This window comes from Flagellimonas sp. 389 (assembly GCF_018449435.1).
GTDB lineage: Bacteria > Bacteroidota > Bacteroidia > Flavobacteriales > Flavobacteriaceae > Flagellimonas.
Genome location: NZ_JAHCMU010000006.1, coordinates 34,397 through 51,184, shown reverse-complemented (window position 1 = coordinate 51,184; position 16,788 = coordinate 34,397). Strand labels below are relative to the sequence as shown.

The 16,788-nt window shown below is 39.0% G+C and carries 16 protein-coding genes; 11 read left to right on the top strand and 5 right to left on the bottom strand.

Annotation, left to right across the window (positions count from 1 at the left end):
- Positions 1-178 precede the first annotated feature (178 nt).
- From KIM67_RS06675 to prfB, 4 genes are all read right to left on the bottom strand, one after another.
- Positions 179-2,695 (bottom strand): outer membrane beta-barrel family protein, encoded by a 2,517-nt coding sequence (locus tag KIM67_RS06675; RefSeq protein ID WP_213830571.1) that lies wholly within the window; start codon positions 2,693-2,695, stop codon positions 179-181.
- Between the two features lies 1 nt (position 2,696).
- On the bottom strand, positions 2,697-3,155 hold the full coding sequence (locus tag KIM67_RS06670) for a hypothetical protein (protein WP_163419046.1): 459 nt from the start codon (positions 3,153-3,155) through the stop codon (positions 2,697-2,699).
- A gap of 76 nt (positions 3,156-3,231) precedes the next feature.
- Positions 3,232-3,573, bottom strand: a complete 342-nt coding sequence (gene arsC / locus KIM67_RS06665) for an arsenate reductase (glutaredoxin) (RefSeq protein WP_213830570.1) — start codon at positions 3,571-3,573, stop codon at positions 3,232-3,234.
- Between the two features lie 14 nt (positions 3,574-3,587).
- A protein-coding gene (gene prfB, locus KIM67_RS06660) for a peptide chain release factor 2 (protein ID WP_213830569.1) occupies positions 3,588-4,683 on the bottom strand; the annotation gives its coding sequence in 2 pieces (ribosomal slippage) (positions 3,588-4,619 and positions 4,621-4,683; 1,095 coding nt in all).
- Between the two features lie 84 nt (positions 4,684-4,767).
- Between prfB and KIM67_RS06655 the strand changes: the two genes are divergently transcribed.
- From KIM67_RS06655 to KIM67_RS06610, 10 genes are all read left to right on the top strand, one after another.
- Positions 4,768-7,170: a zinc-dependent metalloprotease gene (locus KIM67_RS06655; RefSeq protein WP_213830568.1), complete on the top strand. Its 2,403-nt coding sequence runs from the start codon at positions 4,768-4,770 to the stop codon at positions 7,168-7,170.
- Positions 7,171-7,185: 15 nt separating this feature from the next.
- On the top strand, positions 7,186-8,211 hold the full coding sequence (locus tag KIM67_RS06650; RefSeq protein WP_213830567.1) for a low specificity L-threonine aldolase: 1,026 nt from the start codon (positions 7,186-7,188) through the stop codon (positions 8,209-8,211).
- 197 nt (positions 8,212-8,408) lie between these two features.
- Positions 8,409-9,533, top strand: a complete 1,125-nt coding sequence (locus KIM67_RS06645; protein WP_213830566.1) for a hypothetical protein — start codon at positions 8,409-8,411, stop codon at positions 9,531-9,533.
- Positions 9,521-9,778, top strand: coding sequence for a hypothetical protein (locus tag KIM67_RS06640; protein WP_213830565.1), 258 nt, complete (start codon positions 9,521-9,523; stop codon positions 9,776-9,778). Before KIM67_RS06645 ends, KIM67_RS06640 begins: the two co-directional genes overlap by 13 nt.
- On the top strand, positions 9,775-10,845 hold the full coding sequence (locus tag KIM67_RS06635) for a hypothetical protein (protein ID WP_213830564.1): 1,071 nt from the start codon (positions 9,775-9,777) through the stop codon (positions 10,843-10,845). Before KIM67_RS06640 ends, KIM67_RS06635 begins: the two co-directional genes overlap by 4 nt.
- A 4-nt stretch (positions 10,846-10,849) precedes the next feature.
- Complete coding sequence (locus tag KIM67_RS06630; protein ID WP_213830563.1) at positions 10,850-11,881, top strand: JAB-like toxin 1 domain-containing protein; 1,032 nt, start codon at positions 10,850-10,852, stop codon at positions 11,879-11,881.
- 3 nt (positions 11,882-11,884) lie between these two features.
- Positions 11,885-12,349 carry a hypothetical protein gene (locus tag KIM67_RS06625; RefSeq protein ID WP_213830562.1) on the top strand — a complete coding sequence of 155 codons (465 nt, stop codon included), beginning with the start codon at positions 11,885-11,887 and terminating at the stop codon, positions 12,347-12,349.
- Positions 12,350-12,384: 35 nt separating this feature from the next.
- A complete protein-coding gene (locus tag KIM67_RS06620) occupies positions 12,385-12,861 on the top strand; it encodes a hypothetical protein (protein ID WP_213830561.1) in 477 nt (158 codons plus the stop codon).
- A 144-nt stretch (positions 12,862-13,005) separates the two neighbouring features.
- Positions 13,006-13,440, top strand: coding sequence for a hypothetical protein (locus tag KIM67_RS06615; RefSeq protein WP_213830560.1), 435 nt, complete (start codon positions 13,006-13,008; stop codon positions 13,438-13,440).
- 34 nt (positions 13,441-13,474) lie between these two features.
- Positions 13,475-14,065: a hypothetical protein gene (locus KIM67_RS06610; protein ID WP_213830559.1), complete on the top strand. Its 591-nt coding sequence runs from the start codon at positions 13,475-13,477 to the stop codon at positions 14,063-14,065.
- A 140-nt stretch (positions 14,066-14,205) separates the two neighbouring features.
- On the opposite strand, the gene KIM67_RS06605 is transcribed toward KIM67_RS06610, so the two are convergent.
- Complete coding sequence (locus KIM67_RS06605; RefSeq protein WP_213830558.1) at positions 14,206-14,532, bottom strand: YbaB/EbfC family nucleoid-associated protein; 327 nt, start codon at positions 14,530-14,532, stop codon at positions 14,206-14,208.
- Positions 14,533-14,657: 125 nt separating this feature from the next.
- Here KIM67_RS06605 and KIM67_RS06600 point away from each other — a divergent pair, with 125 nt between their 5' ends.
- A complete protein-coding gene (locus KIM67_RS06600) occupies positions 14,658-16,733 on the top strand; it encodes a S9 family peptidase (RefSeq protein ID WP_250149181.1) in 2,076 nt (691 codons plus the stop codon).
- Positions 16,734-16,788 lie beyond the last annotated feature (55 nt).

Genomic DNA, 16,788 nt, shown 5'->3' with positions numbered 1-16,788 from the left:
TTTAGGTTTCTTAGCTTTTTTAACCATTTTGACCATAGGTTTCTGGTTAATGATTTTCTTGTTAACTTTTGTGGTCCCTTACTGGTTGTTTGGGAACTTAATGGAGATGTACAAAGAAAGACGTGAAGCTAAAAGAGCAGATCGCAACGAATAAACGAAGAGGCTTTTATCCTCTTTTTTATCCTTCAAATTCCATATCATCTTCACCATTACTTCTACCTTCTCGTTTGTCTCGCTCATTCTGCGGTTGATTAAACCTATATAGAAAAGACAGTGTTAGTTGTCGTTCCCTAAATTGGAACTCACTGTTCGTGAAGACATTTTCTGTTGTTGTCTCGGTAATTCGCTTTCTGGAATTAAAAAGATCTCTAACATTCAAGGATAGTGTTGCTTTATCTTTTATTACATCTTTGCTGAAGGCCAGGTTGGTGCTCAATATGCCTTTGTTTACATTCTGTGCGTCAACCCTTCTTCCTCGATAAAGTGTGTTGGTTTGAAAGTCCACTTTTCCTGGAAGCGGTATTTTAGCACTTAAACGGCTGAACCATGTGAAATTATCAGCATCAAAACTCTGAAAAACCGCTTCACCCAGAAAGTTGGTAAACGTGAAGTTGCCTCGTAGTTGTTGTTGAAATAAATTGAGGTTCAACGTTAAACGCCAATCTCTTTTTGGGACATAAGTGGTTGTCAATTCACCACCAAACCGAGTATCTGTTGCCAGATTGATAGGAGTTCTCACTTGAACTGGAACTATAATAGGGTTTGCCACATCATCAGGGTTTTCAATCTCAACAAAATCGCCTGTCTCTTGTGTAATAAATTGAAATACTCCTGTAGAACGATTATAATACCCAGAAGTTGTTAATGTAATTTTATCCCAACGTTTTATATAGCCTAAATCAAAAACATTGGTGTACGTTGGGTCTAGGTCCGGATTACCTTGAAAAAGGTTTGTATTGCTGGAACGTGACGGAAACGGATTGATAAATCTAGACCGGGGCCGTCTCAGTCTTCTGCTGTAACTTATGGTGAACTGTTCATATTCTGATAGTTCATAACCAAAAAACAATGAAGGAAACCAATCGATATAATCCTTTTCAGAAACATCATCCGTATTTACAAGCTCAATACCAATATCCGAAGCCTCCATACGTATGCCGCCCAAAATACTAAAGTTATTTATTTTGGTTCCCAATTGGGTATATGCCGCGTTTACAAATTCTTTATAGATGAGTTCATTGCTAAAGTCTGGGTCAGAATCCAATACACCATCTTCTAAAATCCCAAAAACAAAATCAGTATTGAAGGTGTTGAATGTGCCACGATAGCCTATCTCAAACTGTGATTGATTGTTTTTACCAAAGGGATGTACATAATCAAACTGCGCCAATTGGTTGATTTGACTTTCATCATTTATGGTCTGTTCTGTGGGCAGCTGAATATTATCGCCCAGTATAAACTCTTCAATAATCGAGTTTTCTATATCGATGCCCTTGGAGTATTGATAATCGGCAGTCAATAACTGTCCATCTTTCTTAAACCTTTTCTGATAGTTTACGGAGTACTGTATATTTTCATCAAACTCATCTTCATTTGTGAATCGATTACGTTGTATGGTCGGATTTCGCAATGCATCAAAATTGAAGAAATCAACATCTACAGTATTGTCACCATTCGACCTTCTGTAAACAAATGAATTGGTAATACTACTTTGAGCATCCTCATCCAAAAACAATTCAAAACCAATATTGGTGTTAATACCATCATCTTCCCTTTGGTACTCCCTAAACTCATCTTGAAAGCTTGCGGTGTTTCCGTCTTCATCAAAATTTTCTTGCAGAAATTGAGCATTACCTGGCGCATCTCGATAGCGATATGTGGTGGTAGTGAAAATATTGAAGCGTTCTCTTCTGAGATTCAGGTTTAAAGCTGCCCCAAAATTATCTGGATAACCTCCAAAAGCATTAATGGAACCATTTAATCCTGCAGTTTTGCTCTGTCTTAAAATTATGTTTAGAATACCGGCAGTTCCTTCGGCATCATAACGAGCGGAAGGGTTAGTGATGACTTCAACTTTTTCAATGGCATCAGCAGGCAATTGTTGTAAGGCATCTGGGCTAAGACCAGATAGGGCAGAGGGTTTTCCATTGATCAATATCCGTACACTTTCATTGCCCCTTAAGCTAATGTTCCCTTCAACATCCACGGTTATGGATGGTACATTGTCCAACACATCTGTTACAGAACCACCTTTTACGGTAAGGTCGCTTCCTACGTTATAGACTTTTTTGTCCAAACGTAGTTCGACCGTTGTGCGTTCACCTACTACTTCAACATCTTCCAGTTGCTCTACATCGACACTAAGTTCTATCGTGCCTAAATCAGTAGAGGCCCTTAATGTTTGTGATTTAAGCTCGTACGTTTCATAAGAAATGTATTCCACTCGTATATTAAAAAGACCCGGAGGGGTTTCTACTTCAAAATTTCCAGATTCATCTGTTATTCCGCCTGTTACTTTTTCAGGGTTTCGAACACGTTGGAGTACTAAAGTAGCATACTCCAAAGGTTGTCCTGTGTCCCTATCGATGACCTTTCCGGTTATTTTAATGGGAGAAGGTCGATTGCCCTGTCCTTTGTTTTGTGCTGTTAGTACTATGGAGTTAAGCAATAGAAAGGACAGTAGCAGTTTTTTCATATCAGTCTTTGGATTTCTTCTTTTTCTTCTTTTTCTTTTTGCTGGTCTTGAACCTATTTTCTTGGAGTTCTAAATATGCATTGTACTTATCTTCTGGCAACCCGTTCTTCATTTCTTCATTCTGGTTCTTGCCTATTTTTTCAAGCTCTTCCCTCATTTTCTGAGGTTCTAATTTTAAAATCTGCAGCTCTATTCGCTGTTGTACATATTTCGTCAATGTAGTTTTGACTACGGCTTCTTCGAACGGATTGAGCCCTAACTCCTCAGTAATAGAAGGCATACGTTGTTCCACAATCTCTTCAGCAGTAAGCGGGTCTGGTTTTTCAGGTGCTTGCTGCGCTTGTGGAATAGCACTTCGTTGTTGTCTGCCAAACCTATTTCCAAATTGAGCGGACAGCGTAGAAGTGTATGTAATTGCCAATAAAAATGTGATAACGAATACAGTACGTACATTTTTCATGATGTTGAACTTAAATATGATTCTAAAGTTAAGTGAAGGTTTAATCCAATTTGGTTAAACTTTTGTTAAGTACATTTTATAGTATTTCTTCAATATTTTCGGCTGGTCTGCCGATTACGGCCTTTCGGCCTTTCATTACAATTGGCCGTTCTATCAATTTTGGATGTGCTATCATGGCGTCCAATACTTGTTCGTCCGTTAAAAGCTGGTTACGGTACTTTTCTTTCCATATCGCTTCATTTTTTCGGACCAGATTTTCAGGAGAAATTCCCAAACAGGCAATGACCTCTCGCAATTCCTCTTTCGTAGGAATATTTTCCAAATATCGTACCACTTCAAACTCTTGACCAGATTTTTCTAAAACTTCTAGTCCTTCCCTGGATTTTCTACATCTTGGATTATGGTAAATTTTTATCATAACTATAATTAGATTTAATCGTCACGTTGCCCCATCATCATAAGGAACGCCTTCAAAAATGAATTGATATCACCGTCCATAACAGCATCAACATTACCGGTCTCTTCTGCTGTTCTAACATCCTTGACCAATTTGTAGGGATGCATAACGTAGTTCCTGATTTGTGAGCCCCATTCTATTTTCATTTTGGAGGATTCGATTTCTGCACGTGCCTCTTGTTTTTTACGAAGCTCAATTTCGTACAATTGCGATTTTAACATCTTCATGGCAGTTGCCCGATTATCGTGTTGCGAACGTGAATCGGAACAAGAAATCTGAATGCCCGTAGGCTTGTGGACCAATTGTACCTTGGTTTCTACCTTATTCACATTTTGCCCACCGGCTCCGCTGGAACGAGCAGTAGTTATTTCAATATCAGATGGATTTACATCGATTTCAATAGTGTCATCGACCAACGGGTAGACATAAACCGAAGCAAATGACGTATGCCTTTTGGCATTACTATCAAAAGGAGAGATACGCACCAAACGGTGTACGCCATTTTCTCCCTTTAGCCAACCAAAGGCAAATTCACCTTCAATCTCCAAAGTAACTGTTTTAATGCCAGCTACATCGCCTTCTTGATAATTGAGTTCTTTGACCTTATAACCATTTTTTTCGCTCCACATAAGGTACATGCGCATGAGCATTGCGGCCCAATCACAACTTTCCGTGCCACCTGCGCCGGCCGTTATTTGCAATACGGCAGTGAGTTCATCGCCTTCGTCCGAAAGCATGTTCTTAAACTCAAGATTTTCTATAAGAAGGACTGCTTTATCGTACTGTTGGGTTACTTCTTCCTCGGAAACCTCACCCGCCTGCTGAAATTCCAGTAAGACTTCAAGATCACCTACCAAAGCTTCAGCGGAATTGAAATCCTCTACCCATTTCTTTTTGGACTTGAGCGATTGCATTTGAACTTGGGCCTGCTGTGGATTATCCCAGAACCCCGGAGCAAGGGTTTTTTCTTCCTCGTTCTCTATTTCAATAAGTTTGGCATCAATGTCAAAGATACCTCCTTAACGCACCAAGGCGCTCAATAAGATCTTTTTGCTGATCTGTAGTTATCATCAGAATTTAATTTCAAGCAAAAATAGTGTTTCACAATGGTCAAGCAACGAAATTTATATATTTTTAGGTTCAACTAACTACGATATGAAAAAGTACCTCTCTCACATTTTACCATTCATTCTGATAACTAGCTTTTTAAACGCCCAAAGTTTTGATAGTACCAAAGAATATCAAAAGTTTAATGGCTACTTTAATTTTTATTTTGATGACAAAACAGATAAGATTTTCTTAGAGGTAGATGAACTGGAAAAGGAATTTTTATATGTGTATTCTTTGAGCAGTGGAATAGGTAGCAACGATATAGGATTGGATAGGGGGCAACTAGGAAACGAACAAGTAGTTTTCTTTAGAAAAGCGGGAAACAAATTACTATTGGTTCAACCCAATTTAAAGTTTAGGGCACTGACCCAAAATAAACTGGAGAAAAAATCGGTGGAACAAGCTTTTGCAAAATCTGTGCTTTATGGGTTTACGATTGAAGAAGAGTCAAAAGGGAAGTTTTTAATCGATATTACTGATTTTCTAATGCGTGATGCCCATGGTGTCTCCGCCAGATTGAAACGGACCAAACAAGGTTCTTACAGTTTGGATAGATCTAAAAGTGCCATGGCCTTTGACCGTACCAAAGCATTCCCAAAGAATGTGGAGTTTGATGTAACGCTTACCTTTTCTGGAAACCCTGAGGGAGCATACATACGGTCTGTTGCCCCAAACCCTTCACTGGTTACCGTTGCCCAGCATCATTCCTTAATTGAGCTACCTGATGATAAATATGAAAAACGTGTGTTCGACCCGCGCTGTGGTTCGTACCCAATATCATATTACGATTACGCTACTCCAGTACAAGAGCCTATTTTAAAACATTTTGTAAGACGTCACCGTCTTGAAAAGAAAAATCCTGGAGCAGCTGTGAGCGAAGCTGTAGAGCCCATAATTTATTATTTGGATAACGGAACCCCGGAACCTGTTCGTTCCGCGCTTCTCGAAGGAGGCAAATGGTGGAACCAGGCATTTGAAGCCATAGGTTATAAGGATGCGTTTCAATTGAAAATATTGCCCGATGATGCAGATCCCTTGGATGTTCGTTATAATGTAATTCAATGGGTACATCGTTCCACAAGAGGTTGGAGCTATGGAAGTAGCATCACCGACCCACGAACGGGAGAAATTATGAAAGGGCATGTGAGCTTGGGAAGTCTTCGTATACGCCAAGATTTCTTGATTGCACAGGCCTTAATGAACAAGCCTTTTGCTGAACGGGATGATAATTACCAACCTATGTTGGAATTGGCTTTGGCACGGATTAGACAGCTCTCTGCCCATGAAATTGGACATACCCTGGGCTTTGCCCATAATTTTGCTGCTAGCACCAATGGCAGAGCTTCGGTAATGGACTATCCACATCCACAATTTGAACTAAAGGGTGATGCCATCGATTTTTCCAATGCATATGACACGGGAATCGGGGTATGGGATAAAGTCACTGTGGCATATTCTTATACAGATTTTCCGAATAAGGCTAAAGAAGCGGAAGGTTTAAACGCTATTTTGGAAAAAGCACAAGCCGATGGTCTACGGTACATATCCGATCAAGATGCCAGACCCATGGGCAGTGCACATGCTTTGGCTCATCTATGGGACAATGGAAAAAATGCAGCAGAAGAATTGGAACAAGTACTGATGATACGAAAAATAGCTATGGCCAACTTTTCTATGGACAATATTCGTTCAGGAGAACCCAATTCGGTGCTGGAAGATATTTTTGCACCTTTATTCTTTTTTCACAGGTATCAAACTGAAGCAGTTTCTAAAGTTATTGGGGGATTGGATTATAATTATGCCGTAAAGGGTGATGGACAACGTGCCGTTTCCGTTGTTAATCGAACTGGTCAGGAGAATGCCCTGAAAACTATATTACAAACATTGGACGCTAATAAACTGGCAATACCAAAAGACAAACTAAACCTTTTTCCACCACGCGCCATTGGATATGGACGAACAAGAGAATCTTTTAAAGGAAGAACAGGTGTTAGTTTTGATGCGCTTTCGGCAGTGGAAACCTCATCAGATATGACTTTGGGACTCTTGTTACATCCTGAAAGGGCTTCTCGTTTAATTCAGCAGAAAAGCTTGGATAAAAACCAGCTTGGATTAGAACAGGTGTTCAATACTTTAGTGAATGCTACGATTGAAAAAACACATAAAGATCCCTATTTGAACGAAGCGCAGCAGATTATAAATTTTAGAGTACTGTTTCACATGATGAATTTGGCAGCGCACAATGAAGTTCACCCTCAAGTAAATGCAATAGCCAATGAGTCTTTAAAGCGATTAAAAACCAGAATGACCAATAAAGGAAGTAGTGCGATTTCCTCAGAAATGGTACGGCGAATAGATGCATTTCTAAAAGCTCCGGCTAGTTTTAAGGTTATTCCAGCTCCTAAGATTCCAGATGGTTCCCCAATTGGTATGGATTGTATGAACTAAAGATTTGTTCCTTTTATGAAAATTAATTTGATAAGTGACACGGTCACACGACCAAGCAATGGTATGCTGGAGACCATGATGAATGCCAAGGTAGGGGACGATGTCTTTAAGAATGATCCAAGCGTTAATGCATTTGAAGAAGAAGTAGCCAATTATTTTGGTATGGAAGCCGCTTTGTTCTTTCCAAGTGGCACTATGACCAATCAAACAGCCATAAAATTGCATACACAGCCTGGTGAGCAGCTAATATGTGACAAATACGCCCATGTCTATAATTACGAAGGTGGCGGTGTAAGCTTCAACAGTGGCGTTTCCTGTAAATTGGTGGATGGAAATAGGGGAATGATGACCGCTGAACAAGTTGAAGCGGCCATTAACCCTCCCGATTTTTATCATAGCCCCTTGACTTCTTTGGTTTGTATTGAAAACACTACGAATAAAGGTGGGGGAGCATGTTGGGATTTTGATGAACTGAAAAAGATAAAACGGGTTTGTGAGGAGCATGGATTAAAGTATCATCTGGACGGCGCACGACTCTGGAACGCATTGGTAGCTAAAAATGAAAATCCAAAGGACTATGGAGCTTTATTTGATTCCATTAGCGTCTGTTTTAGCAAGGGCTTGGGCTGTCCTGTGGGTTCCGTGCTTGTGGGTAGCGAAAAATTAATCGCCGATGCTTTACGGGTGCGTAAGGTATTTGGGGGCGGTATGCGCCAGTCTGGTTTTTTAGCGGCAGCAGGTTCGTACGCCCTAAATAACAATATTGGCCGACTATCCGAAGATCATAATAAGGCACAGGAAATTGGAAGTGTCCTCGGTAAACTGGAATTTATCAAAAAAGTAGAGCCCATTGAAACCAACATTATCATTTTTGAGTTGGATGAATCCCAAATGTCTTCAACTATTTTCTTGTCCAAGCTGGAGGACAACCATATCTCGATTATTGGAATGGGGCAAGGTAAACTGCGTATAGTGACACACTTGGATTATACTGCGCAGATGCACGACCACTTTCTTGACATTCTACGAAAAATAGGGTGATTACTCTTAATCGGAAACGGGTGCTGAGTGTAGCACCTATCTCTATTTTTGTATCTATCGAAATCGTTTGAAATCATCCTAGAAGTTATCTTAACTGATTTTTTCTTACGTATAAAAATTTGATAGATGTTGTAAGAAATAACATGTTTTTTTATTAGTTTTATATAGTTGTCCAACGCCCAAATCAAACAGGATTTATGTGCCAAAAACCAGCCAATAATTCTAGCCTATTCACCTTTTCGCTTTGCTTACAGGGGATAATCACAATATTTATTTTTGGAACGGTAGGCATTATGTTTTCACAAAACATTGAGCCCACTCTCCCGACCCCTGGTACGTTTCAATCCTACGGTACTTTACAGCCTACACAACCCATTAATGTTCTAAGCTATTCTTCCAGTTCTCCATCGAACGACAGGGATAGGTATGCCCGCCAAATGGCGATGCACGAAGCCGATGTCAGAAAAGTCGAAGCGGAAGAAAAGGCCAGAAAGGAAATCATCGAAGACGCCTTCACTACAATGAACGGTATTCTAAGTGCATTGCCCTCATTCAGAAATTCCAAAGGCTCCCAACACTACCGAAACGCTTACGCCCAGCTTCTGCCCATGCGGTACAATTCCTTTTCTCCCAAAAGAGCGACATTTATTGTCGAGAACGCCTACTACGAAGGCGAAAAAGATTATTCCGAATTTGAGGAGACCATAAAAAAGACAGGGGACTTTCTTCGTGAAAAACTCGATGAACTAGGGTTAGACAATAATAGTAACATTGACAAGAACTATCTATTGTTCCAATTTTTTGCCGACACTCTGGAAATCAAATCCAAGGGATTAAAACACTTTCCGTTTGAATATGATTTTGATGATTACTGGGGCAGAAAGGATTGGAGCAAAATGTTTGTCCATAAACTTCTTTTAACGGGAAAGGGACAGTGCAATTCTTTACCGAGATTATACCTCATCCTAGCCGAGGAAATCGGTGCCGTGGCACATCTGGCACTTTCGCCCAACCACTCCTACATAAAGTTTCCCGATGATAGTGGGACATGGTACAATATTGAACTGACCAACCATATGCTCACTACGGATGCCTTTATCCTGAACTCTGGCTACGTAAAGGCCGAGGCAATACAAAACAAGATATTCATGCATCCCATGAATAAACAGGAGCTTTTATCTAATTATTTTGCTGAATTGGCTGTTGGTTACATAAGAAAATATGGCTATGACGATTTTGCAGAAGAAGTTTTGAACACTGCTCTTGAAATCGACCCAAAAAATATTCCCGCCCAATTTCGAAGGCTAATTTGCAGACGGTAAAACTGAAATATGCCACGGAAAAATTGGGGATTGCCAAAGAAAACTTTGATGAGATAAGACATTACCCCCAATTGGTCAAACTTTACAAATCGGTTCTGGTACAATATGAAACGGTAGACAATCTAGGCTATTCCGAAATGCCCGCCGAGCAATATGAGAAGTGGCTTGCCTCGGTTAACGAACAGGAGACGCGACAGCTCAATGCGAGTTTTGGTAAAAAATCGATTAAACAGAAAAAGGATTGAAAAAAATTATCTGCTCCATAGTATTGACCGTATTGCTCCAAACAGGAACGGATGCCCAGCGTTTTTTCTATGATACCGCTTTTGAGAACATCAACTGTATGCTGGAAGGTTCCTGTGAACTCAGTTTCAAGAATGCTGTGTACGAGGTGGAGAACGCCTACCTGGAAAACGGCTTGGACAGTGTTTTGTTCCATAACGAAATAAGAAAGCTGACCGTCCTTGCCCAAAACCTTGTCAAGAGCCGTGAACTAAAATACCAAGGCTCCGATAAGGCGGATGTGGAGAATTATGCCGCCCTCTTCTCCGTGCTAAAGGATAGTTTTGAAATAACGGACGGCAAGGGCAACAGTTACAAGTACACCCCATACTCCTATGATTTTGAGGATATTTGGGGGCATGGCGACTGGAAGAACATGTTCGTCTCCAAACTGATGGTCACGCGCAAGGGCAATTGCCATTCCTTGCCCTACCTGTACAAGATACTTGCGGAGGAAATGGATGTAAAAGCCTATCTCGCCCTAGCACCCAATCATATTTACATCAAGCACTGGAAAGAGGAGAACGGGTGGTACAACACAGAGCTGACCAGCGGTATCTTCCCGATGGATTCATGGCTGATGGCTTCTGGATATATCCATCTGGATGCCATTGCCAACAAGCTCTATATGGAAGCCTTGGACGACAAACGGAGCGTGACACTTTGCCTTATAGATTTGGCACAGGGCTATGAACGAAAGTTTCCCGATAATGACGGTACATTTGTCCAAAAATGTACCAATGCCGCCCTGAAACACTATCCCAACTACATCAATGCATTGGTATTGAAAGCGGAAACATCGAAAAAGATACTGGAGCTGGAGAACAGGACGGACTTTGCAGGGTTGGCTCAAAAAGCCTCACAAGATGACACCTTAAAAAAGAGATTTTTAGAACTCCAAGGGGAATATATGACCATACACGAGCTGGGCTATCGTAGGATGCCCGAGGAAATGTATCTGGACTGGCTCACCTCGCTAAAAGAGGAACGAGAAAAATACGAGAACAAAACGATTACCGATAACAACTGATACCATGAAAAAACTATTCCTAATCACAATTGCCGTTCTTTGCATAAGCGTAGGCCATGCACAGAACCCGTTCGAGAAATTTGGGTATACTCCCAAGATAGGAACCCTGAGCAAGGGCAAGTACATTGAACATTTTGACAATGACAGTATCGTGCGGATAGGCTCCGTACTGTTCAATCCCTTTACAAAATCCATTGTCGGGTTTGTTGAGACCGACAAGGTATATTCAGAAGCAACTTTGGAACCTGAAATCGTCAGTCGTTGGATGACCCCAGACCCGTTGACGGAGGAAAGAGAGTGGGTAAATCCATACAATTTTGTTCAAAATAATCCAATTATCAGAACTGACCCAACCGGTCTATTGGATACCTACGGAGTAAACAATGACGGTGATGTTGTTTGGCTGGACGACAAAACGTATCTTGACGAAAACGGGAATGAAGTTGACAGACTTTATGCGATAGATGACCAAAATAATATCGTCGATTCCAATAGTGGTCAGGAATTTGCAACTGCAATGGTGGATGATAATTCTGGGTCAAGTTTTCTAAGTGAGTTAGCTTCCGATAACAATGGCGCAGATTTTGGAGTAACCAGTAACTTGGGTGATGCCTTAGATGTTTTCAAATTTGCATCTGACAACTCAAACGTTGAATTCGGTGTACAAGGATTTCAATTAGATAATGGTGATTATTCCTATGTAGTAGGAACTTATAGAAGTGACCGTTATGCATTTAATGCTTATCATTTAGGTCTGTCGGGAGGGTACACTATTGAAAATCTTCAATTTGATTTACATAGCCATACAACAAACCCCAGTGCTTCTGGATATGATACTCCAAAACCTGGTGGTGATAGAGAACGGCAATTTGGTCACTATAATATCCTAAGGCAAAGCAACAGGAATTTATCTTTACATTACTATATCTATCATACGCCCACTCAAGGGTTATATCGATATGGCCCTAGAAGAGGGGATGAATATATTGGTACTATTAAAAAGCCAAGTGATTTTGTTGATAAAACTAACGATTAGATTATGAGAGCATTAAAGCTATTATTTTGCACTTCTTTTTGCATCCTTTTAGTATGTTGCAAGAACACTTCTAACTCCGATATAATCAGAAGTAATTTACTTAAGGAGATTGAGGGATTTATTGCTCTTAACGAAGAAAGTATATCAGATTTTAAGAATAATAGAACGGATACAGATATTTACTGGGTTCAATTCTTCGAGAAAGACGGGAAAAATGTTGTCGTAATCATGGAACAACCTTTTATTTATAAAAGCGATCTTGATGGTTTTCTTAAAATCAATGAAAACAGTGTTTTCTTTTATTTTTCAGACTCTGATTTTGTGGATGTTTCAAAACTTGAAAAATCCATTGGTGAAGAAGTCCCAGATGAGAATTCCAAAGAAGCTGGCTTAGGATTTAGTGCCCCTAACTGGGCTTACTATATCAATGCTGATAATAGTTTGGAAAAATTTGAACTTGGTCAATAAAAATTCATTTTCGCTTTAATTCTAATTTATCAAGAATGAATAGATGGATTATGGAAAAATTAAAACTTTTCTTTGTCGCATCTCTTTTCTTGGTTTTACTGAGCTGTAACGATTCAATGAACTCGAAAATCGTGCGAAGAGATTTGTTGAAAAATATTGATGGGTTCATAGAATACAGCGAAGAAAATGCTGGGAAATACGGTCGTAAAGTTGGAGACACTAATATTTATTGGGTTGAATTTTTTGAAAAGAACCATAGGGATGTTGTCATAATCATGCAGCAACCCTATTATCATTCGCAGAACAACGATGGTTTTATTGAGCTAGATGAAAACCTTGTGTTCTTTCATTTTTCTAATAAAGATTTTGTCGATGTCTCCAAATTAGAGCATACCCCACCTAACGATACGCCAGATGAAAATTCAAGAATGGCAGGATTAGGCTATAGTGCACCTAACTGGGCTTATTATATCACTGAGAATGGTTTGGAAAAATTTGAACTGGGAGAATAGGAAAATCCCGATAGGAGGAAATAAAAGAACTGATGAAATCCAAGCAATAGATTTTCTAGAAAACCGTATAAAGTCATCTAAAGAAAAGAGGTATTAATAAGCATGTCCAAGAGTAAATAATCAATTGTCAACAAAATTAATTAGGTGAGATTATCCATTTTTCAAATTGTTATCTTCATAGCCAGTTTTGCTAATGCTCAAGATGACTGGACAGAGGTTACGGTCGATGAAATTGTTTCCACGAACAGGTTTGTCGTAACCGAGGTAAAGACCGAAAAAGAGTATGAAATCCAAATCATAAAAACCAAGGCGGTACAGCAAGATAACCCTCTTTATGAACAGGGTATAATTTTTCTCGTAAAACATATTTTAGGGAAAAATGTTTTTTTCGTTTCTGAAAACAAAAATGCAGATTCAGTAGAAGGTTCTATCTTGTATGAATGTCAAAGGAATATCGATTATCCTAATAATGATTTACCACCATGCCTTAGTGCTACTCCATTGGATTACACGCTCATAAAAAATGGATTCGTTGAAAATTTGGGCAATAAAACGATATCAAATGAAAATCCCGAATAATCACAAATTAAAGTGATTTCAAATTCTAGCCAGAATGAGATTATTCTTATTGTTACCAGCATTGTTTTTAGTATCATGTAACTCTAAAAATCGGGTAGCGTTTAAAGAAGATTGCCAAAGTCTTAATGAGAAGTATCTTAAACTCTCCTCAGAGCACGAAATAGATTCTGCTTTGTACTATTTGGATAGAACCATAAATTGTGATTCAGAGAGCGATTTCTTCAAGTTTGAGAAAGTAAAATACTATGTCAGTCTTGGACAATATCAGAATGCATATAATTACTTAGACGTCATAATATTGAAAAATGAATCAAGCTATTTAACCTATAAAGGTGCCCTAGGCCTAAAGTTAAACAAGCCGGAAGCAGAAAATTTATTAAGGCAGGCACATACTGCTTATGGTAAAATGAGTAAAAAAGAAATTGATAAGAGAAGTGCAGCTACATATAAAATAAGTCTAGATAATTATTTTCTGGGGAAACAAAACGCAATCGAACAAATCACAGAATACAAAAGTCAGCCGAAAAAAGAAGAGCATGAAATTCAAGTAATTGATTTTATTGAAAACGCCATTAACACTTTGGATAAGAAAGAAGTGCTACTGACTATATTTAACATCAAATAGGGTAGTCATCAATTCAAGAGTAATAGATAAATCTTTATGATTTGATTTTTCAAGCAAGTGGTCGACTGCGCTCGACTTGACGTACTTCTATAAAGTATTGAAGGTAAGTACTATAATCTTATTCTCGTATGGAACTCATGCTATTCAAACATCGAGTCCATCCCCGGAATGTTTGGCATTCCTTCTTTGGCAACGGCGGCCAACTCTGTTTCATTAACATTCGTAGCTTTTGCAATAGCCTTGTTCAGTGTAATGATGAGATAATCTTCAAGCTGTTCTTTATCCTGTAATAGCGTTTCATCAATGTCTATGGATTTTAGCTCTCTATTTGCAGTAATAGTTACTTTAAGGTGACCGTCAGAAGACGCTTCATCAATCATGACGGTATCCATTCGCTTTTTGGTTTCCTCTACTTTTTGTTGGGTCTCTTTGAGCTTCCCCATCATTCCCATCATATCTCCAAACATAAGTTCCGTATTTTATAATTATAAGATCAAAAGTAACGAATTGAGGTAAAAATGTCCTTTTCAGTGCTATGATTTTGTATGGTACTTTTATTTTAAATCTTACTTTTGCGGCCTCTTATCCAAACATGAAACAACAGTTGATGGACATAAAAGCCCCGATCGCCAAAAAGAAACCAACAAGATTGGAAAAGCACGGCGATATCAGAATAGACGATTACTATTGGATGAACGATAGGGAAGACCAAGAGGTAATCGATTATTTAGAATCCGAAAATGCGTATTACCAAAAGATGACTGCGCACACCAAGGATTTTCAGGAAAAGCTTTTTCTAGAGATGAAATCCAGGATAAAAGAAGATGACTCTTCGGTTCCCTATAAGTATAATGGATATTGGTACATAACGAAATACAAGGTAGGGCAGGAGTATCCAATATATTCCAGAAGAAAAGAGCATATGGATGCTGGGGATGAAATACTATTTGATTGTAATGAACTTGCCAAAGGCCATGATTATTTCAATTTAAAGGGAGTATCTGTAAGTCCTGATAATACGATGGCATCTTTTGGTGTTGATACCGTATCAAGGAGAGAATATGATTTACAAATCAAAAATTTACGGACTGGGGAAGTTTACCCAGATAAGATTGAAAAGACGACGGGAAGTTCGGTTTGGGGAAATGGCTGCAAAACCTTATTTTATACCAAAAAAGACCCAGTAACCCTGCGTTCGGACAAAATTTACAGGCATACGTTGGGTACTCCAACTACTGATGATGTATTGGTGTACCATGAAAAGGATGAAACCTTCAATACATTTGTCTATAAGACCAAGTCCAAAAAGTTTATTGTAATTGGTTCCGTAAGTACATTAACTTCTGAGTATCAAATTTTAAATGCAGATACGCCTGAAGGGGATTTCAAAATGTTTTCCCCAAGAGAAACTGGGATAGAATATTCCATTGCCCATTATAATGGCAGTTTTTATATCCTTACCAATAAGGATAACGCCACCAATTTTAAATTGATGAAAACCTTTGAGGGTAAAACTACATCCGATAACTGGAAGGAATTCATTAAACATAGAAAACATGTTTTGTTGGAAGACGTGGAAATATTCAAGGACTATTATGTGCTTTCCGAGAGAGAAAATGGGCTGAATAAGCTGAAAATCACCAAATGGGACGGTAGATATAGTTACAATCTGCCTTTTGAAAGTGAAACCTATGTGGCCGGAACATCTGTAAATGTAGATTTCGATACTAAAGAACTTCGCTATTATTATAATGAAATGGGAGCTCCTTATGCGATCATCGATTTTAATATGGAAAGCAGAACCCAGACAATCTTGAAAGAACAAGAAGTTCTTGGAGGCACTTTTGACAAAGAAAATTACAGGACAGAACGTTTGTGGACCATAGCAAGAGATGGAATAAAGGTTCCTATTTCCTTGGTTTACCATAAGGATACAAAGTTGGACGGTACCAGTCCTTTGTTTCAATATGCTTACGGTTCTTATGGAAGTACTATCGATCCCTATTTTTCTTCAATTCGTTTGAGTTTGTTGGATAGAGGTTTCATTTTTGCCATTGCGCATGTAAGAGGTGGCGAATATTTGGGTAGGCCTTGGTATGAAGATGGCAAACTGCTACGCAAGAAAAATACATTTACAGACTTTATTGACTGCTCCAAGTTTTTAATTGAAAAGAAATATACCAGTTCTGAACATTTGTATGCCAATGGAGGTTCTGCAGGGGGGTTACTGATGGGGGCTATCATTAACATGGCTCCAGAACTTTATAATGGTGTAATTGCAGCTGTCCCTTTTGTGGATGTTGTTACCACGATGTTGGATGATACTATTCCCTTGACCACTGGGGAATATGATGAATGGGGCAATCCAAATGATAAAACATACTATGGCTACATGAAATCCTATTCCCCGTATGATAATGTTACGGCACAGGATTATCCAAATCTATATGTTTCGACAGGATTGCACGATTCCCAGGTACAATATTGGGAACCGGCTAAATGGGTCGCCAAATTAAGGGAACACAAAACGGACGATAACCTTCTTTTTTTGGATACCAATATGGAGGCAGGGCATGGTGGAGCTTCGGGTAGGTTTGAATCTTTAAAGGAAACAGCGAAAGAATATGCCTTCATTCTGGATTTGGAAGAAAAACTTGTTTTAAAATAAAAAATGTTATTTTTGCACCGGATAAATTTTGAGTATTTCAAGATGCATTCCTTAC